This window comes from Moraxella sp. I5G, assembly GCF_055193055.1.
The window spans coordinates 187,725-206,017 of sequence record NZ_JBUXLH010000001.1 but is presented as its reverse complement, the minus strand read 5'-3'; the positions used below and the strand labels follow the sequence as shown (position 1 = coordinate 206,017).

General features: G+C 36.9%; 18 protein-coding genes. 14 read left to right on the top strand and 4 right to left on the bottom strand.

Annotation, left to right across the window (positions count from 1 at the left end):
- Positions 1-84: 84 nt before the first annotated feature.
- From ACZBKJ_RS00855 to ACZBKJ_RS00845, 3 genes are all read left to right on the top strand, one after another.
- Positions 85-1,956 carry a potassium/proton antiporter gene (locus ACZBKJ_RS00855; RefSeq protein ID WP_463199002.1) on the top strand — a complete coding sequence of 624 codons (1,872 nt, stop codon included), beginning with the start codon at positions 85-87 and terminating at the stop codon, positions 1,954-1,956.
- A 97-nt stretch (positions 1,957-2,053) separates the two neighbouring features.
- Positions 2,054-3,028 carry a protease SohB gene (gene sohB / locus ACZBKJ_RS00850; RefSeq protein ID WP_463199001.1) on the top strand — a complete coding sequence of 325 codons (975 nt, stop codon included), beginning with the start codon at positions 2,054-2,056 and terminating at the stop codon, positions 3,026-3,028.
- Positions 3,029-3,042: 14 nt separating this feature from the next.
- Positions 3,043-3,897, top strand: coding sequence for an SDR family oxidoreductase (locus ACZBKJ_RS00845; protein WP_463199000.1), 855 nt, complete (start codon positions 3,043-3,045; stop codon positions 3,895-3,897).
- Between the two features lie 145 nt (positions 3,898-4,042).
- Here ACZBKJ_RS00845 and ACZBKJ_RS00840 read toward each other — a convergent pair whose 3' ends face one another.
- On the bottom strand, positions 4,043-4,474 hold the full coding sequence (locus tag ACZBKJ_RS00840) for a thioesterase family protein (protein WP_463198999.1): 432 nt from the start codon (positions 4,472-4,474) through the stop codon (positions 4,043-4,045).
- Positions 4,475-4,596: 122 nt separating this feature from the next.
- On the opposite strand from ACZBKJ_RS00840, the gene xthA reads away from it, so the two are divergent.
- Together xthA and ACZBKJ_RS00830 are read left to right on the top strand one after the other, a co-directional pair.
- Positions 4,597-5,409 (top strand): exodeoxyribonuclease III, encoded by an 813-nt coding sequence (xthA, locus tag ACZBKJ_RS00835; protein ID WP_463198998.1) that lies wholly within the window; start codon positions 4,597-4,599, stop codon positions 5,407-5,409.
- 28 nt (positions 5,410-5,437) lie between these two features.
- Positions 5,438-5,641 carry an NF038104 family lipoprotein gene (locus ACZBKJ_RS00830; RefSeq protein ID WP_463198997.1) on the top strand — a complete coding sequence of 68 codons (204 nt, stop codon included), beginning with the start codon at positions 5,438-5,440 and terminating at the stop codon, positions 5,639-5,641.
- A 60-nt stretch (positions 5,642-5,701) separates the two neighbouring features.
- Here the strand turns inward: ACZBKJ_RS00830 and ACZBKJ_RS00825 are convergent, their stop codons facing one another.
- The 3 genes from ACZBKJ_RS00825 to ACZBKJ_RS00815 all read right to left on the bottom strand — a co-directional run bounded on the left by ACZBKJ_RS00825 (position 5,702) and on the right by ACZBKJ_RS00815 (position 8,397).
- On the bottom strand, positions 5,702-6,355 hold the full coding sequence (locus ACZBKJ_RS00825; RefSeq protein WP_463198996.1) for a DUF2057 domain-containing protein: 654 nt from the start codon (positions 6,353-6,355) through the stop codon (positions 5,702-5,704).
- A 40-nt stretch (positions 6,356-6,395) separates the two neighbouring features.
- On the bottom strand, positions 6,396-7,190 hold the full coding sequence (locus ACZBKJ_RS00820) for a DnaA ATPase domain-containing protein (RefSeq protein WP_463198995.1): 795 nt from the start codon (positions 7,188-7,190) through the stop codon (positions 6,396-6,398).
- Positions 7,191-7,323: 133 nt separating this feature from the next.
- Positions 7,324-8,397, bottom strand: coding sequence for an AI-2E family transporter (locus tag ACZBKJ_RS00815; RefSeq protein WP_463198994.1), 1,074 nt, complete (start codon positions 8,395-8,397; stop codon positions 7,324-7,326).
- 197 nt (positions 8,398-8,594) lie between these two features.
- Here ACZBKJ_RS00815 and purM point away from each other — a divergent pair, with 197 nt between their 5' ends.
- From purM to csm6, 9 genes are all read left to right on the top strand, one after another.
- Complete coding sequence (purM, locus tag ACZBKJ_RS00810; protein WP_463198993.1) at positions 8,595-9,647, top strand: phosphoribosylformylglycinamidine cyclo-ligase; 1,053 nt, start codon at positions 8,595-8,597, stop codon at positions 9,645-9,647.
- 12 nt (positions 9,648-9,659) lie between these two features.
- Positions 9,660-10,313 carry a phosphoribosylglycinamide formyltransferase gene (gene purN, locus ACZBKJ_RS00805; RefSeq protein WP_463199051.1) on the top strand — a complete coding sequence of 218 codons (654 nt, stop codon included), beginning with the start codon at positions 9,660-9,662 and terminating at the stop codon, positions 10,311-10,313.
- A gap of 263 nt (positions 10,314-10,576) precedes the next feature.
- Complete coding sequence (locus ACZBKJ_RS00800) at positions 10,577-11,503, top strand: peptidylprolyl isomerase (protein WP_463199050.1); 927 nt, start codon at positions 10,577-10,579, stop codon at positions 11,501-11,503.
- Between the two features lie 2 nt (positions 11,504-11,505).
- Complete coding sequence (locus tag ACZBKJ_RS00795; RefSeq protein WP_463198992.1) at positions 11,506-12,786, top strand: molybdopterin molybdotransferase MoeA; 1,281 nt, start codon at positions 11,506-11,508, stop codon at positions 12,784-12,786.
- A gap of 203 nt (positions 12,787-12,989) precedes the next feature.
- A complete protein-coding gene (locus ACZBKJ_RS00790; RefSeq protein WP_463198991.1) occupies positions 12,990-14,537 on the top strand; it encodes an aminotransferase class I/II-fold pyridoxal phosphate-dependent enzyme in 1,548 nt (515 codons plus the stop codon).
- A gap of 429 nt (positions 14,538-14,966) precedes the next feature.
- Complete coding sequence (locus ACZBKJ_RS00785) at positions 14,967-15,284, top strand: hypothetical protein (protein ID WP_463198990.1); 318 nt, start codon at positions 14,967-14,969, stop codon at positions 15,282-15,284.
- A gap of 146 nt (positions 15,285-15,430) precedes the next feature.
- Positions 15,431-15,889: a lecithin retinol acyltransferase family protein gene (locus tag ACZBKJ_RS00780; RefSeq protein ID WP_463198989.1), complete on the top strand. Its 459-nt coding sequence runs from the start codon at positions 15,431-15,433 to the stop codon at positions 15,887-15,889.
- A 209-nt stretch (positions 15,890-16,098) separates the two neighbouring features.
- Positions 16,099-17,052 carry a CRISPR system precrRNA processing endoribonuclease RAMP protein Cas6 gene (gene cas6 / locus ACZBKJ_RS00775; protein WP_463198988.1) on the top strand — a complete coding sequence of 318 codons (954 nt, stop codon included), beginning with the start codon at positions 16,099-16,101 and terminating at the stop codon, positions 17,050-17,052.
- A gap of 84 nt (positions 17,053-17,136) precedes the next feature.
- Positions 17,137-18,288, top strand: coding sequence for a CRISPR-associated ring nuclease Csm6 (gene csm6 / locus ACZBKJ_RS00770; RefSeq protein ID WP_463198987.1), 1,152 nt, complete (start codon positions 17,137-17,139; stop codon positions 18,286-18,288).
- The last annotated feature ends 5 nt before the right edge of the window (positions 18,289-18,293 follow it).

The window sequence follows — 18,293 nt, the reverse complement described above, 5'->3', positions numbered from 1 at the left end:
AAAATCTAGCTGTTACGCTTTGGTTGAATTTCTGATTCCATCCTATTGATTTTACATTTTAAATTAACGGTTTATTTATTATTTATGAATACACTCAATGTGCTTTACTTGGTGGCATCTTTATTAATTTTTGCCAGCATTATGACCAGTACAATTTCTTCAAAGTTTGGCATACCGTTGTTAGTATTCTTTTTGGGTGTAGGCATGTTAGCTGGTGAAGATGGAATTTTAAGAATTGAATTTGCCAATTACCCACTTACCAATTTTATTGGACAGGCAGCACTGGCATGTATTTTGCTTGATGGTGGACTTCGTACATCATTGCGTTCTTTTCGGGTTGGTTTAAAGCCCGCCATTGTACTGGCAAGCTGGGGTGTCTTGGCAACGGTATTATGTCTAGGGGTATTTATCTCTTGGCTTTTTGGCATTGATTGGCGATTGGGTATTTTAATGGCTGCAATTGTTGGTTCAACAGATGCGGCAGCGGTTTTTAGTTTGTTGCGTAATGGTGGGGTTAAATTAAATGACCGCGTACAAGCAACGTTAGAGATTGAGTCAGGAGCAAATGACCCCTTGGCAATTCTACTGGTTACAGTAATGATTGCTTTAAATATCAGTCCAGAAAATCAAACGTTTGGTAGTACCATCTTTATGTTAATCAGCCAAATTGGCATTGGTTTGGTTTTGGGTCTTTTGGCGGGATTTTTATTATCACGCCTGCTCCCAAAGGTGCGTTTAGAAGAAGGTATGTATGCCATTTTAATTTTATCAGCAGGCATTGCAGTATTTGGTGCAACCAATATTTTAGGTGGTAGTGGTTTTTTAGCAGTGTATCTAGCAGGCGTGGTCATTGGCAACACTAAAGTGCGCGCAACTGAGCATGTGTTACGGGTCATGGACAGTTTTGCTTGGCTCTCCCAAGCTCTTTTGTTTGTTGTTCTGGGGCTTTTGGTAACACCAACAGAATTAATTGAAGTATGGCATTATTCATTGTTGGTATTTTTATTTTTATTGCTGGTTGCTCGCCCCTTTGCAGTGATAAGCAGTCTATTGCCTTTTGGTTTTAAAAAAACGGAGATTGGTTTTATCTCGTGGGTTGGTTTAAGAGGCGCTGTACCCATCACATTGGCTATTTTGCCCGTTATGAATCATGTTGAAGGGGCAAATTTGGCATTTAATCTAACGTTTGGTGTGGTGATTTTATCGCTACTTGTTCAAGGAACCAGCATTGCACTGATGTCTCGAATATTTCAAGTTTGGGTACCTACAGACAATGAACCCAAAGCCACTCAGGAAATTTGGGTTGGCGACCAAGCCAATATGACTCTTTATGAATTTGAGGTTAAAGAAGGTGCCTTTGCTATTGGTCGGCATCCAAAAAACATTTCCAATAAAGTCAAAGAATCCAACCTAAGTGTATTTGCTCTTGTTCGCAACCAAAGACTAGTTAATATTCAACAAGATACAGTACTTAAAGTAGGTGATGTGGTGTGGTACATTTTATCCGCTGAAAATGCCATGTCAGTTGCCCGTGTCTTTAATAACACCACCGCACAATATCAAAAAAACAGTGAATTTTATGGCGATTGGTTATTATCACCCCATGTACGCATCGCCGATTTACCATTTAATGGACTGGCTAACCAAAAAACCAGGCATGGTGAATTTGTAACCAAAAAAATGCCAACCGTTGCCTATGCCTTAGATGCTCTAACATTCTCCCAAAAAACTACCACGTTAGCAGGTGTGGATGATGAGCTTTTGCAAAAAATACAAACAGTAAAACACAAAACCATTGCCGAATTTATGAGTGAGCATTTTACCACCGAACCAGTTAAAGGTGATAAAGTGCGTCTAAATAACTCATGGTCATTGATTGTGCGTGACATTGACAACCAAGGCAGATTGCGCGGTGTTGGGCTAAAATGTGAAAACAAAGAAAACAAAAAAGAATAGGGCTTTTATTTTTGATGATTTACCCCATTATGATATTGCTTAATAAATCATACTGTGTATGATAACAATAACTTCCATTTGAATAAGTGAAGAGATTATGCTTTTTTATTCCCCAAAAAAACCTGCTAAATTGCGCCTTGTACATTTAAATCAAATTCAACAAAAACAGCAGCAGCGTTTTGACCATGTTTTTAAACAATCTGTTAATAAACCATGTTGTTTACAAAAATTTACCAAACTAAAATCCAAAAAATTATCACAAAAAAAACATCAAGATAGTGGTAAAAAAGTATTTGTATTAGACTTTTTAGGTAATATTAAAGCCGATGCTGTGGCAAATTTACGCGAAGAAATCTCCGCCATTATCAGTGCTGGAAAACAAGGTGATGAAGTGGTGGTTCGTCTTGAAAGTGGTGGCGGACAAGTCAATGCTTATGGACTGGCTGCAGCCCAATTAGTCAGATTAAAAGATGCCGGATTTGATTTGACAATCTGTGTGGATAAAATTGCTGCCAGTGGCGGTTATATGATGGCATGCACCGCCAATAAAATTCTTGCTAGTGAATTTGCGGTGATTGGTTCGGTAGGCGTGGTATCGCAATTACCTAATTTTCACGAATTTTTAAAACAACATAATATTGGCTTTGAGATGTTTACCGCGGGTGAATATAAACGCACGGTTACCATGTTTGGTGAAAATAGCGACAAAGACCGCGCCAAATATCAAGAAGACATTAATCGCATTCATCAATTATTTAAAGATTTTATTCAAAAACATCGTCAACATATTGATATCGATAAAATTGCTACTGGCGAATTTTGGTTTGGAGTGGATGCCAAAACCTTAAACCTAGTTGATGGTATCATGACATCAGATGCGTATTTATTAGAGCAAATGAATAAACACGATGTATTTTTATTACAAAGCTATACTGAACCAACCTTGGCAGAAAAATTGGGTCTTACTGAACATCTGGCTGTAAGTGGCACAAAAGCTCTTCAAAAAGCAGGTCAAATGGCAACACGGTTTTTAGCCAATCTATCAGACAGTAAAACTCAAAATTTTTTATAAGCTAAGGATTTTTGATGAAAAAATTAGAAGAATTATTTGCCAAAGCGGATAAATTTGGACGAGTTCTTGCCAACCGTTTTAATAAAATCAAAGACTTAAATGATATTCGCGGTGTTGGTGCGGGTAAAGTGGTGCTCATTACCGGGGCAAGCTCGGGTCTTGGAGCAATGATGGCAAGAAAATTTGCATTTTTAGGTTATGATTTGGCAATTTGCGCCAGACGTCTGGAGCGATTGGATGCTTTAAAGGCAGAACTACAAAAACAATATGGCATTAAAGTGATTACCAAAGCACTTGATGTAACAGTTTATGATGATGTATTTAAAATTTTTGAAGAATTTGCTGGTGAGTTTAGTAAATTAGATAAAATCATTGTTAATGCAGGTGTTGGAGACAGTCGGGTCATTGGGCATGGTCGTTTTAACATCAATCGGGCAACCGCTGAAACCAACTTTATTGCGGCTTTAGCACAGTGTGAAGCAGCTATGCAGATTTTTCGCCGTCAAAATAGTGGGCATTTGGTTGTAATCTCAAGCATGTCAGCCATTCGTGGATTGCCGCGGCATTTAACTACATATGCTGCCGCCAAAGCGGGTTTGGCGCATTTAGCAGAAGGCATACGTGCAGACGTCTTAAAGGAAAAATTACCCATTCATGTTTCTACCATCTATCCTGGGTATGTGCGTACTGATTTAAATATTGGCGCAAAATATTTGCCTTTTGAAGTAGAAGAAGAAGAAGGTGCTGATGTCATTATTAAAGCTATTGAAGCCAATGTACAAGAAGCCTTTGTTCCGCTGTGGCCTTGGTTACCAATCGGTCTTGGTATGAAATATCTGCCACTGCGATTAATTACAAAGTTTTTATAGTAGACTTTTAAATTTGAATTTGTGTGCTTTAAGTGCGTTTAATCAAAAGATGACAGTTAAATTAAAGTGCCTTTAAAAGCATTTAATAATAACTGTCATCAGTTGCTTTAATATAGGGTGTGAATGCGTCAATAAAAATGCATCGTTAGCTGATTTTATCTTTTAAACCGTCTAAAATACGATAAGGGCGAATGCCAGTTGGTGTATGATACACACAAGCAAGCACAATCTCTGCCGAACTTGCCACTTTTGCTTTGGTAAAATCATCTTGACTGCGATAAATATTTTGATGAATAATTAAGCTTGCAGCTTTTACCTGAACGTCTTGAATGCTTACTATGATGACATCATCAATCAAAAGGGGCAGATGATAGCGTATGACTGCTTCACTGACTACAAAATGAATTTTTTTGTCAGTGTCTTTATCTATAAAAAAATAACCATCAAACCCTAAAGAGGTTAGCCAATCTCGGCGACAGTTTTCCAAGAAAATCAAATGATTAGCGTGATAAACAATCCCGCCTGCATCGGTATGATTGATGTATATTTTATAAGTTGTACTAAATTTTGCGGTCATAATAAATATTTTAGCAAGTTTGAATTTGTAAAATAGCAGTATTGTACAAGGTTTTTTAAATTTACGCTTAATTTGTTTGGTTTTTTTGTTAAAATAGGGAGCAAATTTTTTGGAAGTCTGATATGACAACTTTTGTAAGTTTTAATATTAATGGAATACGTGCCAGAATTCATCAGCTGCAAATGATTAAAAACACCTTAGATGCTGATATTATTGGACTGCAAGAAACCAAAGTTCAAGATAAAGATTTTCCATCATCGTTAGTTGAAAATTTAGGTTATCAAGTCACTTATTTTGGGCAAAAATCCCATTATGGCGTGGCTATTTTATCCAAAACTGCACCTATTTTCGTCCAAAAAGGGTTTTTAAGCGATGGTGATGATGACCAAAAACGATTGATTCACGCTCGTTTTGATATTCATGGTAGGCAAATCGATGTAATCAATGGTTATTTTCCACAAGGCGAACATCAAAACCATCAAATCAAATATCCAATGAAACGTGATTTTTATACTAAATTAATCAATTATATTGACACGCTCAAACAACAAGGGCGAGAAATCATGGTCATGGGTGATATGAATGTTGCGCCCAGCGATAACGATGTTGGGATTGGTAGTCATGTTGCTAAGCGATGGCAAGATAATGGAATTTGTTCATTTTTGCCTGAAGAACGTTTATGGTATCAAGCGTTATTAGATACTGATTTGACTGATACTTACCGTCAGCACTACCCAGATACTCAAGAATACAGTTGGTTTGATTATCGCAGTAGAGGATTTGATGACAATCCCAAACGTGGTTTGAGAATTGACCATATTTTATGTACACCTGCTCTGGCAAAAAACTGTTTATCAGCTGGTATTGATTACACCACCAGAGCACAAGAAAAACCGTCCGACCATGCGCCTGTTTGGGCAAAGTTTGATATTTAACCTACCTTTGATTGATAAGGAAAATTTGATGAAAAATACTCTAAAAAATGCTGCATTGATTGTATTAGCGGCTAATTTTTTGTTTTTACAAGGCTGCGTTCATAAAATCGTAACCGTACCTGTTAAGGTTGCCTATAAAACCACCAAAGGTGTGGTCAAAGCGGTGATTCCAAATGGCGATAAGGATGATAAAAAAGAAAAGAAAAAGAAACAAGATAATGAAGAAAATTAATGATAATTAATAAAAAACCTACTGTAAGTAGGTTTTTTATTTAGGTTGTCTGATTTTAAACTATTTGGCAATCCATTGGCGGATTTTTTCGCGCTCTTCTTCACTGGCATTTAACCAAAGCTGCATAAAACTATCAAGTGTATTTGTTTTTACTGAAGTGGTTGTAGATGAAGTGTTAATAGCTGAAGTATTTAAAGATGGGCTTGCTGGATTTTGTACAGCAGCAACAACTTTTTGATTGGTTTGAACCGCTTTATCTCTACCAAATAAACCACTTAGTGATGACAAAATGCCTTCTTGTTTTTCTGATTGGCTTTCTTGAGCAATGATTTTGCCATTTTGGGCGAGTGCCAGTGTCGGCGCTTTAGCGTATTCTTTAGCTTGAGAATAGACCGACGGTTGATTTGGCATGATAAGCTGATAACTTTGATTATCTTGCAAGTCTACAGATAATGTTATGTTGCCAGATTTTAGATAATCATGGCTGTTATGAGTTAAATCAAACAGTCGGTCATAACGTGCAGTAATTACATGACGCCCTGGCTCTAGTGTAAATTGCTGCTTGGTCGGCAAAAATGGACTGTTTTTGATTTCTTGACCATTGATGGCAATTACTTTAACATTGTCTTCAATTGATAATTTAACGTCAGCAGACGCTCCTAAAGCATAGCAAGCTAAAAAAGCCAACAACATTGAAGAAGAGAGTTTACGCATAATCATTCCTATAATAAACAAATACAATCAATAATCCAAACTAACTATCTAATAAATCGTCATCAAAAACGTAGTCGCTAAGCTCTAAAAGCAAAGTTTCTCTTTCAATGACTTGTCTGGCTTTTTCAATAATTTTTTTAGGCACTTGCACTCGTGACAAATGCGTCAATAATGGCGCAATATTTTCAAGTACAATGGCGATATCACCCGAATTTTGAGGGCCTTCAGTAATTAAATGAGCTAAAATTTCATCAGGAAGTCGCCAATTTTTACGCTGAAGCATATGATTAATTAACGCGGAACGGTCAATCAAATCCTCAATCACTGGTAAATCAATCATTGGAGCAAGTGATAAACGAGTTACCAAATCCAGCAATGTAATATGAAGCTCGCCTGCAGGGTTATCTGCTAAAAATAAAAGCTGTTTTTGCTGGTTGCGTACTCGATTAATCAGATGAAACAAAGCTTCTTGCCAATAATCATTGCCTGATATTGCACCCACATCATCTAAAATTACTAAATCAAAATGCTCCAGCCCTGACAACGCATGTTCATCTTCTTCGCCCATCACCAATTCTGCAAAGGATATATAAATGGCGTCTAAGTCTTGGTTGGTGTATTCATCATAAATCGCCATTGCCAAGTGCGTTTTACCAAAACCTTTTTTACCAACCACGAAAAGTTCAGTCATTTGTCCAGAGCATAACTGATGCACAGCATTTAACAAAGGTTGATAACACTCCCCAACAAAATCTTCAAGACTGGCATCCTGTCTAATATCAATATTATCTAATGATGGTTGAAAGAATTTTTGGCGCTGATTGGGATTGGTCATTGGGATTGAAAACTTAAAATAGCAAAAAAACAACTTATATATAACACATTTTAGACAAATTTTGCAACCATAATTCAGACAGTGGCGTAGAATTTGTATTTTTTGGTTATTTTTAATTCAAATATAGAATTCATTATCTGTTTAAATAATAATCACTGCTTATGTATGCATCGTAAGTATGGCGAAACAATACATTAATCACTGCTGACACAGGCAAGGCAATCAACATACCAATAAAACCAAAAAGAGATGCGCCAGCCAACACAGAAAAAATTACCCATAACGCTGAAAGTCCGATTTTATCGCCAAGCAGTAATGGCTGAAGTACATAGCCTTCCATGGCTTGACCCACCAAAAACGCTCCAATAATCAAACCTAAATGTAACGGGTCTAGTCCAAATTGCACCACACCTACAATCAATGCTGATAAAATACCTAACCCAAATCCCAAATACGGTACAAAACTTGCCACGCCTGCACTGATGCCAATAATCAATCCAAGATTTAAGCCAATCAATTGCAATTGAATGGCGTAAATAAAGCCCAATAAAACCATTACGGAGACTTGACCTTTAGCAAAACTCATCAGTGCTTTATCGCAGTCTTTAGCAATTTGAGTAACCTTATTTTGATACGCCACAGGTATAGCTTGCTGCCAAGTTTTTAAACGATTTTGCCAGTCATATAAAAAGTAAAAAGTTAAAATTGGCACCATGACAATCAGTCCTAGTGCATTGACCGCGCCCAAACCTGATGACAGTACTTTTTTTAAAAACGTTTGGGCATCAGACACTTGATAATTGCTTTGTACATAAGAAACAAAAATATCAGACAACATATTAAAATCAAGTGTGTCCAAATTGGTTCCAGCATAGCGATTTATAAACATTCTACCTGTTTGATTATACCAATTTACCATTTGTGGCACAAAATCCCAAATTAGCAAAACTTGCCGATACAACATGGGAAGTAGCCATACTAGCAATCCAAAAGCCACTAAAGCGCCAAACACGTACACCAAAACAATCGCTAGACCTCGCCCAATAAAGCGATTTAGCCAACTAACCAGCGGATTTAACATATAGGCAAACACAAATGCCACTATAAATGGTGTTAAAACTGAACGCAGTAAAAACAATGCATACAGCAAAATCACCCAAAACAATAAAAATGCAAGACGGCGAAAAAAAGGGTCTATTTTTAACATTGGCTTAAAAATCATTAGGTTAAATGGCTTTAGCTATTGTAGATGATTTTATGGTAAAAGAAAAGTTATCAAAGTGATAAAAAACGCCATAATATTTGTATGATATTTTGTTATAATAAGCAAATTCTTCGACAGCTATTGGTTTTTATTTGTCCAACTTAAAACATAATTTATGCACTTATTTTTATAGGATTTTTATGAATGCTTCAAATACTTCTTTGAGTTATAAAGATGCAGGCGTGGATATTGATGCAGGGGAAGCGCTGGTTTCTCGTATTAAATCGGTTGCAAAAGCGACAACTCGCCCAGAAGTTGTTGGCGGGCTTGGTGGATTTGGGGCATTATGTAAAATCCCAGCTGGTTATCAGTCACCACTCTTGGTATCTGGAACTGATGGTGTTGGTACCAAACTAAAATTGGCTTTGGATTTAAATCGTCATGAAACCATTGGTCAGGATTTGGTGGCGATGTGTGTTAATGATTTATTGGTTTGTGGTGCCGAACCTCTGTTTTTTTTAGATTATTACGCTACGGGCAAATTGGATGTGGATACCGCCGAAGCTGTGATTAAAGGTATAGGCGATGGCTGTTTGCTGGCAAATTGTGCGCTCATTGGCGGGGAAACCGCTGAAATGCCAGGCATGTATCAAGATGAAGATTATGACTTAGCGGGGTTTTGTGTTGGTGTGGTTGAAGAAAGTGAAGTCATCACTGGAAAAAACGTACAAGAAGGGGATGTACTGATTGCCTTGGCATCCAGTGGCGTACATTCTAATGGTTATTCTTTGGTGCGAAAAGTGATTGAAGTTAGTCAAACAAACGTTCATACCGCCACACTTAACAATGGTGAAAATTTAGCCGATGCACTTATGAAACCTACTAAAATTTATGTTAAAGCCATCAATGCATTGCAAAAATCGTTAGGAAATACCAACATTCATGCTATGGCGCACATCACTGGTGGCGGCTTAACAGAAAACCTGCCACGTGTTTTACCACAGCATCTATCTGCTCAAATTGATTTGTCATCTTGGCAGATGCCTGCAGTATTTGACTGGCTACAACAAAAAGGGAACATTGCTCAAAGTGAAATGGTACGTACATTTAACTGTGGCGTGGGTTATGTGATTGTCGTTTCCCAAAAACACGCCCAACATACAATTGACTTTTTAAGTCAAAATGGTGAAACTGCATGGCAAATTGGACACATTGTTACTCGCAAACATGATGCGGTTGTTTATCAGGCTTGATTTAGACGTTGTATTGCAATGAAAAAACTTAAAATCGCAGTTTTGGTTTCGGGCAATGGCAGTAATCTACAAGTTTTAATTGACCAAATGCAAGATGGCACTTTGCCAATTGAGATTGCTTGTGTTATTAGTAATAAAAGCGATGCATACGCTCTAATACGCGCTAAAAATGCCCATATCCAAACTTTTGTAATTGATAAAGACGAAAACGGTAAACGGCATACACGAACCAGTTTTGAAGAAAAAGCACTGACCATCTTAGCAGATTTTCATTTGGATTTGATTGTGTTGGCAGGTTTTATGCGCATTTTAACGCCTGTGTTTATTGATGGTGTCACCACCAAAAACATTCCAATGATTAATCTGCATCCATCGTTATTGCCTTATTATAAAGGATTGGACACGCATTATAGGGTATTAAAGGCGGGCGAGCGTTATCATGGCTGCAGTGTGCATTTGGTTACTTGCCAATTGGATGCTGGCGATGTATTGACCCAGGCGCTGCTTTGTGTGTCAAACAATGATACTGCTGACAGTTTACAAAAACGTGTGCAAAAATTAGAACACGAACTTGTGCCTACGACACTTAAAATGATTGCTGGCGGTTTGATTGATTTATCCAATAAAAATCAGCCATCTTTACCATATCGTTTTTGGCATTATTGATTCAAATCATTGAAAATAAAAACACATATGACTTTAAATATGTGTTTTTATTTTATTGGTCTAAAATAACCACAAAGAAGTATTTTACTCTTGATAAATATCATTAATAATAAACGATTATAAGCAAATTTGAGTTTATTATGAGCGTTACAACTTTTAACCCAAAATCTCCAAATAACCACTCCCATGATTTTGACCCAGCCACAGACCAAACCCAAGAAGGCTGCGGTAGCGGTTCTTGTGGCTGTGGCGGTCATCACCAAATGCCTGTAGATGACGGCATTCGCGTCATGCCAACCAGTGATGATTTAAAGCGTTTATCATCTGATGCCAAATTAATTGAAGAGGCACTTGCAGAAGAAAAATCTGACCATCGTCATCTGATTGCATCCAGTCGCCAAACCGTACCAAGCATTCGCGTCAATGGTGTGGTTATCAGCGAACAAGCCATTGGTGAAGAAGTTCAATATCATCCTGCCAGCTCTCAAGAAGAGGCTTTATTTTTATCAGCACAAGCCTTAGTAATCAAAGAATTGTTAAAACAAGCGGTATTGGAAGATAAGGATTTGGGGCAAAAAGCATGGGATACTGATGAAGAGCAAGCCATCTCTGATTTATTGGCAAAACATGTTCAACCCAATCAACTCAGCCAAGAAACTTGCCAACAATACTACCAAGCCAATCCATCACAGTTTGTTTCACCACCTGTTATGAAAGTTCGCCATATTTTATTGGCTTGCCCGCCAGAAGAAGGTGAGGAACGTTTGGAATTAAAAAAACAAGCAACTGATTTAATTGAAAAATTACAAAAAAGCGATAATCTGGATGGTGATTTTATCAGCTTTGCCATGCAGCATTCTGCTTGCCCATCCAAAACTGATGGTGGTGATTTGGGTGTGCTGCAAAAAGGTGCAACCGTGCCTGAATTTGAAAAAGCAGTTTTTGCACTATCTAAAGGTTTGTGTGTTAATCCCATAGAAACTCGTTATGGTATACACATTGTAGATGTATTAGAAAAAGTTGATGGCAAGCCTTTGACGTTTGATAATGCCAAAGCCATGATTGAAAATACACTTACGCAGCAAAGTTTTCACCATGCGTTAGTAGATTATCTGTTTTTACTTAAACAAAATGCTCATATTGAAGGCATTGATATCAATGTTAATCAAGAAAATGTTTATCGAGGTTAAAGATGATTACAGTAGAGGCGCTTTATCAGGCAATTTATCAAGTTGCTAGCGAACATCATCAGCACATGAATCGTACTGTCATCCAAAAACAGTTGACAGATGCTTTAGGGTTTATTTTGGCACAAGATATCAAATCGCCAATGAACATCCCACAACAAAATTTATCAGCGATGGATGGTTTTGCAATCTGCGGGCAATTGGATAAAGCAACCATCGTCGGCGAATCATCGGCGGGCAAACCTTACTCAGGGGAGCTTAAACAAGGGCAAGGTGTGCGTATTTTTACAGGGGCGGTTGTTCCTGATGAATGTGATTTTGTTGTTATGCAAGAACACACCAACTGGCAAGAAATAAAGCAAAACTTAGACAAAAACAATGTTTACGATGTTCATTTGGTCACCATACCTAAATTAGGTGCCAATATTCGTAAACAAGGTGAGGAAGTTGCGACTGGTGAATGTGTGTTGGAAGTGGGTAAAAAAATCAATCCCACTGACATCAGTTTACTTGCCAGTCTAGGATTTGATAACGTGTACGTTTATCAGCCTTTGGTAGTGGGTATTATCGCAACCGGTGATGAACTAACAAACTTAGGTGAACCTTTGACAAGTTTGGCTAGTATCTATAATTCCAACACTCCAACGCTGAAATCACTATTAAATGATATGCCAGTTATCATAAAAGATTATGGAATTGTGCCTGATGATTTGGAAGCAACCTGTCACGCCATAAGTCAAGCAACACGTGAATGCGATGTACTGATTTCCAGTGCAGGCGTGTCGGTGGGTGATTACGATTATTTAACAACAGCCATCGATACACTAGGTAAGATTACCCATTATAAGGTTGCAATGAAGCCTGGTAAGCCATTTGTGTTTGGTGAACTTTATGGCAAAGATGGCGATGAAAACGACAAAACCATTTTATACTTTGGCTTGCCGGGTAATCCTTTGTCTTGTGTGGTTGGCTGTTTACAATTTATCAAGCCTGCTTTATGGCAGCTGTCGGGTGTTCATGAAGATGATTTTCCAACGCGTTTAGTGTTAAAAGCCAAATTAACCGATGATTTGTTCAAAAAAGATGGGCGTAAGGAGTTTGCTCGGGCAATTTATCATCAGGGTGAAGACGGGGTTTTTTATGTTAAACCTTTATTAAACCAAGACTCACACCGTATCAAACAACTCAGCCTTGCCAACTGCTTATTAGTTTTACAAAAAGATATTGGTCATTTGCAGGCAGGAGATTGGGTGGATATTGAGCCCTTTACTTGGCTTTTGTCCTAATATAAAACTACACTTGCACTTCAAAAAGCTGACTTTCGTCAGCTTTTTTATTTGCATTTAAATTATAAAAGCAAGTAAAACTATCAAAAAAATATATTAAAGATTCTTTAAACAAAATTAAGAAAGTTTTTCTTTCAAAAAAACTTGTTTTCTATATTTTTTTACTTTAAAATGAGAAAAATTTTATCATCAATGAGATAAAAATGACAGATGAACTAACCAATTTAGAAAATACGCCTCAGATGCAAGGACAACGGCTTAAAAGGTTGCGTAAAAGTTTGGGGCTTTCTGCTCAAATATTAGCTGATAAGCTAAGTCAAGAAGGTGCTAAGGTCAGCCGAGCAGCAATTACCAATTGGGAAGGGGGCAAAAATGGCATCGTGAGCAGTAAATTGCCAATTTTAGCTAAAATTTTAAATACCACAGAAAGTTATTTACTTACAGGCAACCACCCTAATCAAATTCAAACCACTTTACATGTCGCGCCTGCAACCGTTTTGGACACTACTATGAGCAATGTCAAACCTTTAAAAAAATCCAGCAAATTAAATAATGTTTGTTACGATATTCGTGGCGAGCTTTTACAAACCGCCAATCGTATGGAAGCTGAAGGACAAAGAATCATTAAATTAAATATCGGTAATCCTGCTCCTTTTGGGCTGTTACCGCCAGACGAAATCGTACAAGATGTATCAATGAATCTTGCAGACGCATCTGGATACTCAGATTCTAAAGGCATTTTTAGCGCCAGAAAAGCCATTTTACAATATTATCAAGCCAAGGGATTGTTATCAGCAACCGATGTGGGTGATGTATTTATTGGTAACGGTGTATCCGAGCTGATTGTCATGACTTTACAAGCCTTACTCGATGATGGTGATGAAGTTTTAATTCCAATGCCAGATTACCCATTATGGACAGCAGCAGCAAATTTAGCAGGTGGTAAAGCGGTTCATTATCGCTGTCAAGAAGACAATGGCTGGCAACCTGATTTGACTGATATACAAAGTAAAATTACATCCAATGCTAAAGGTATCGTAATTATTAACCCAAACAATCCAACGGGCGCTTTATATTCAGTTGAAACTTTAAAAGGCATTGCAGAACTGGCAGCAAAATACAACTTAGTCATTTTAGCTGATGAAATTTATGACCGTATTTTGTACGATGATGCTGTTCATACGCCGATGTGCACGATTACTGATAAGACTTTGGTTTTAACTTTTAATGGATTGTCTAAATCTCATAGAATTGCAGGTTATCGTTCAGGTTGGGTAATGCTGTCAGGTAAAAAAGACCATGCTGGTGATTTTATTGAGGGTTTGACCATGCTTGCTAGTATGAGGCTTTGTGCCAATGTGCCAGCCCAATATGCCATTCAAACAGCAATGGGCGGCTATCAATCCATGCAAGCACTCACCGCACCCACTGGAAGATTATACAAACAAAGACAATTGGCAGTCAGTCGATTAAATGCAATCAAGGGCATTAGCTGCACGATGCCACAAGGCGCGTTTTACTGTTTTGCTAAGATTGACCGTGATATTTATCCAATTGATAACGATATGCAATTTATGATGGATTTGCTAATTGAAGAAAAAGTCCTGATGGTGCAAGGGACTGGATTTAATTGGGATAAACCCGACCATTTTCGTGTAGTATTTTTGCCAAATTTGATTGATTTGGAAGACGCCATGGATAGGCTGGATCGATTTTTTGCCAAAAAACGCCATGAGTTTGGTACAGATTAAGCCAATTAAAAAAATACATCTCATCAAACATTCAATTTATAAAAAGGGCAGTGCCAATATTTGGTATCTGCCCAATTTATTGCATCTTTAGCTATCTTTATATTTAGATTAATTTTTAAACATTTAAAAATAAGCTTACCAGATTTAAAAGATTTTGCACTATTTGTATATAATTTATTGCATGTTTAGTTTGCATACAAACAAATAATTTAAAAATAAGCTTTATGTGTTTATTTAAAAAAATATTAAGCTAATCAAGTTGACTTAAGTTTAATATTGCTTGATAAAATAAGGTTTAATATAAAAAAATTATTTGATATTGTCATTTAGTTAATCAGTTTAGTTAATAAGTTTATCAATTTTAATTTTGCTTTATGCCTTTAGATATAATTGTACTAAACAAATATTCTTTATATGAGGAAATTTACTATGATGTGTCCAAATTGTCATTCAACCCACGTTCAAAAAAATAACTACGCACGCAAAGCAGGCGCAACCATTGGTTTTACTGCTGGAGGTGCAGCAGGCTGGGGCGGTGCTTCGGTTGGCGCTCAGGCTGGGGCAGCAATTGGACTGGTTGCAGGTCCAGTTGGCGCAGTTGCTGGTGGTATTGCAGGTGGTTTATTAGGAGCACTAACTGGAGCGGCTGCGGGCTTATGTCTTGGCGCTAAGGCAGGTGAAGTTGTTGATGAAAATATTTTAAATAACTATAAATGTTTATGCTGTGAATATGAATTTTCCAATTAAATTTTTTATCAATTAACAATCAATATGCATTATTACCAGATGTGCTAATCATTCTAAGTAACATTATTTTTAAATCTTATTAAATAATGTTTTTTTAAATATCTATAAAAAAACACTCATGACACTAAAATTTAATTTTGGTGATGGTGGCTTGTATTCAAATTTTTTATTTAATTGATAAGGTGATGATTATGGATCTTTATGAAATTGGTTCCCATCTTAAAGTTGCTCGTCTTGGTTATACACATCATGGTATTTATATTGGTGATAATAAGGTTATTCATTACGCAGGGTTTTGTGAAACGTTTAAATCAGGTCCTATTGAGATAGCAGATTTAACAAAATTTCAAGGTAAAGCGAAAAAAATTAAAGTTGTAAACTATCACGGAAATGAGAAATTTTCACCCGCTGAAATTGTTGAGCGTGCGTTCAGCAAACTGGGCGAGAACAATTATGATTTATTTCGTAATAATTGCGAGCATTTTGCTCATTGGTGCGTTACGGGCATTTTTCACAGCAAACAAGTAAGTAATGCAGTAAAAGCCGTCTGCGCTATTGGCGCTGCAGTATTGCCAGCTGTTTTTTCTCACATAAAGCGCAAATAAACTCAGCTTTTTGAATAAAAAAACCATCAATATAATTCTTTAATTAAATAGCCATTAAAAGTCAAATAATTAAGTATTAAAAAAATATGTAGAAAAAATTTTTCATTTTTGTATAGAATTTGTATTAAAAATAATGCTAGAATAACGTTACTTATTGATAAGTGATTGTTAATGTGCTAGATAAAACATTAACCAAAAGTAGGGATACCATGCCAAATATTGCCGTCTTTAATTTAACAGTACGTCAAATCGATGCACTAAAATTACCCAAACACTCAGGCTCGATGCTTCGGGGAGCTTTTGGTCATGCACTGCGGGAATTATGCTGTATTACCAATTTAGCAGACTGTAGTCAATGCCCGTTAAATCAAGCCTGTCGCTATACATATATTTTTGAAACTCAATTACTCAATATCGCCAATCGTCAAAAAGCATCCAATCCTTACATCATCATACCTCCAAAAATACACCAAACAAACATCAAACCAACGCAAATTTGGCGTTTTGGTGTTGTTCTATTAGGCGAGGCTATCAAAGATTATGTTTTGATATTAAAGGCCTGGGAACAAGCACTGCGAACAGGGCTTGGAAGTGGCAAAGAACGTGCTTGTGGTGAACTGACTAAGGTCAGCAATCAAACTCAAACAGTTTTTGATAAAAAAACCAATCCATTTAATTTGGCAGATTGGCAAATTAAACGCATCATCAAGCCACCATCTATTGGCAAACTATCTAAAATTACACTGCATTTTTTAACTCCGTTTCGTTTGCAACAAGAAGGCAAGATTGCCTTTCATAAAAATCAGCTTGTGCCAAAAAATTTATTAATCAATCTTTATAATCGCATCCAGCAATGCAATCAGCAGCACGATTTAGGGAAAAAATGGCAAACCAGTTATGGCTTATTTTCTGAGTTTTTAGCAGATATAGAACAGCTGACCATGTGCGTTGAAGTCGAACCAGAAAAAGTCATCCGCAGGTCAAGCCGTCAAAACCAAAAAATTCAATTATTTGGCTTGTCTGGTGATATACAGCTTATCGCAAGCAGCGAGATATTAGAGCGACTTTTGCCACTGCTTTGGATTGGGCAATATTTGCATGTGGGTAAAAGTACGACACTTGGGCTTGGGCAGTATCAACTTCAAATTTTTCAGTCAAGTTAAACCATAAGCTTACCAAACTAAGCTTTTTATCAAATCATCGGTTAAAATTGTCTTAATTATTTTTAAACACACGAGGTAAACAGTATGTCTAAACACAACATTTTATTTTTGGTTACAGGTATGACGCCACAAATCATCACTGAAACGCTATGGGCATTGGCTTGTGACCCAGCAAAACAAAAAAAATGGGTGCCTAATGAAATTCAGGTATTAAGCACAACAACGGGGCTAAAAAAAATCAAAGACAATTTGCTTGGCGATAATGGCATTTTTAAGAAAATGTGTGAAGAATACAATCTGCCAGAAATTAAATTTGACGAAAACTCTTTACATGCAATCGTAGACAAAGAAGGCAATAAGCTGGATGATTTAAAAACCCCCGAAGAAAATGAACTGGCGGCAGATATGATTTGCCAAAAAGTTCGTGAATTTACCCAAGATGATAATGTCAGCTTACACGTTTCGATTGCAGGCGGGCGTAAAACAATGGGGTTTTATGCAGGATACGCACTGTCTTTATATGGGCGTATTCAAGATCAACTGTCTCACGTTTTAGTAAGTGAAAGATATGAAACGTTACAAGGATTTTATTACCCTGCGCTTAAAAAAGGACAAGAACAAAATATCATTAAAAAAATACATAAAAAGATGGAACAAGGTCATGATGTATATGAAGAAGAATCATTGGACACTTTTGATGCTAAAGTTTGGCTGGCTAACATTCCTTTTGTGAGATTGCGTAAATCTATCAACTCAAAAAGTGAAGTTGTTAACAAAAGTTTCTCTACAGTAATTGAGATGGCTAACTTAAGCTTACAACCATTCGTTGTTATACTGGATGTCAATGATAAAAAGGTGATAATAGGTGATAAGGAATGTGAACTTGGTCCCAAGGAATTTAGTTTGTATTTACTGGCCGCAGAGCTAAAGCTAAAAGGTGAAACTTTGTATTATCCAGCACAGGATAAGCGACCAAACAAGAAAGAAAGAGTTACTATTGATGAAGAACATCAAAAACGATTTAATGAAATTTACAGCAAATACAAAAATGAGGAGAAAAAAGAAACGGTTGATGAACAATATTTGCGCTCTGGTTTAGCTAAGTTAAGGAAAGAATTTACCGAAAAGTTTGGTGAATCAATTTGTGAACAAATTGATATTGCATCCGTTGATGGAAAAAATGGTGGGCGTCGCTCTATCAATCTTGATAATCATAGAATTATCATTCGCCAATAAGGATA

Coding starts and splice junctions, on each gene's coding strand:
- ACZBKJ_RS00855 (WP_463199002.1), top strand. CDS start 85: ATGAATACACTCAATGTGCTTTACTTGGTGGCATCTTTATTAATTTTT.
- sohB (WP_463199001.1), top strand. CDS start 2,054: ATGCTTTTTTATTCCCCAAAAAAACCTGCTAAATTGCGCCTTGTACAT.
- ACZBKJ_RS00845 (WP_463199000.1), top strand. CDS start 3,043: ATGAAAAAATTAGAAGAATTATTTGCCAAAGCGGATAAATTTGGACGA.
- ACZBKJ_RS00840 (WP_463198999.1), bottom strand. CDS start 4,474: ATGACCGCAAAATTTAGTACAACTTATAAAATATACATCAATCATACC.
- xthA (WP_463198998.1), top strand. CDS start 4,597: ATGACAACTTTTGTAAGTTTTAATATTAATGGAATACGTGCCAGAATT.
- ACZBKJ_RS00830 (WP_463198997.1), top strand. CDS start 5,438: ATGAAAAATACTCTAAAAAATGCTGCATTGATTGTATTAGCGGCTAAT.
- ACZBKJ_RS00825 (WP_463198996.1), bottom strand. CDS start 6,355: ATGCGTAAACTCTCTTCTTCAATGTTGTTGGCTTTTTTAGCTTGCTAT.
- ACZBKJ_RS00820 (WP_463198995.1), bottom strand. CDS start 7,190: ATGACCAATCCCAATCAGCGCCAAAAATTCTTTCAACCATCATTAGAT.
- ACZBKJ_RS00815 (WP_463198994.1), bottom strand. CDS start 8,397: ATGTTAAAAATAGACCCTTTTTTTCGCCGTCTTGCATTTTTATTGTTT.
- purM (WP_463198993.1), top strand. CDS start 8,595: ATGAATGCTTCAAATACTTCTTTGAGTTATAAAGATGCAGGCGTGGAT.
- ACZBKJ_RS00800 (WP_463199050.1), top strand. CDS start 10,577: ATGCCTGTAGATGACGGCATTCGCGTCATGCCAACCAGTGATGATTTA.
- ACZBKJ_RS00795 (WP_463198992.1), top strand. CDS start 11,506: ATGATTACAGTAGAGGCGCTTTATCAGGCAATTTATCAAGTTGCTAGC.
- ACZBKJ_RS00790 (WP_463198991.1), top strand. CDS start 12,990: ATGACAGATGAACTAACCAATTTAGAAAATACGCCTCAGATGCAAGGA.
- ACZBKJ_RS00785 (WP_463198990.1), top strand. CDS start 14,967: ATGATGTGTCCAAATTGTCATTCAACCCACGTTCAAAAAAATAACTAC.
- cas6 (WP_463198988.1), top strand. CDS start 16,099: ATGCCAAATATTGCCGTCTTTAATTTAACAGTACGTCAAATCGATGCA.
- csm6 (WP_463198987.1), top strand. CDS start 17,137: ATGTCTAAACACAACATTTTATTTTTGGTTACAGGTATGACGCCACAA.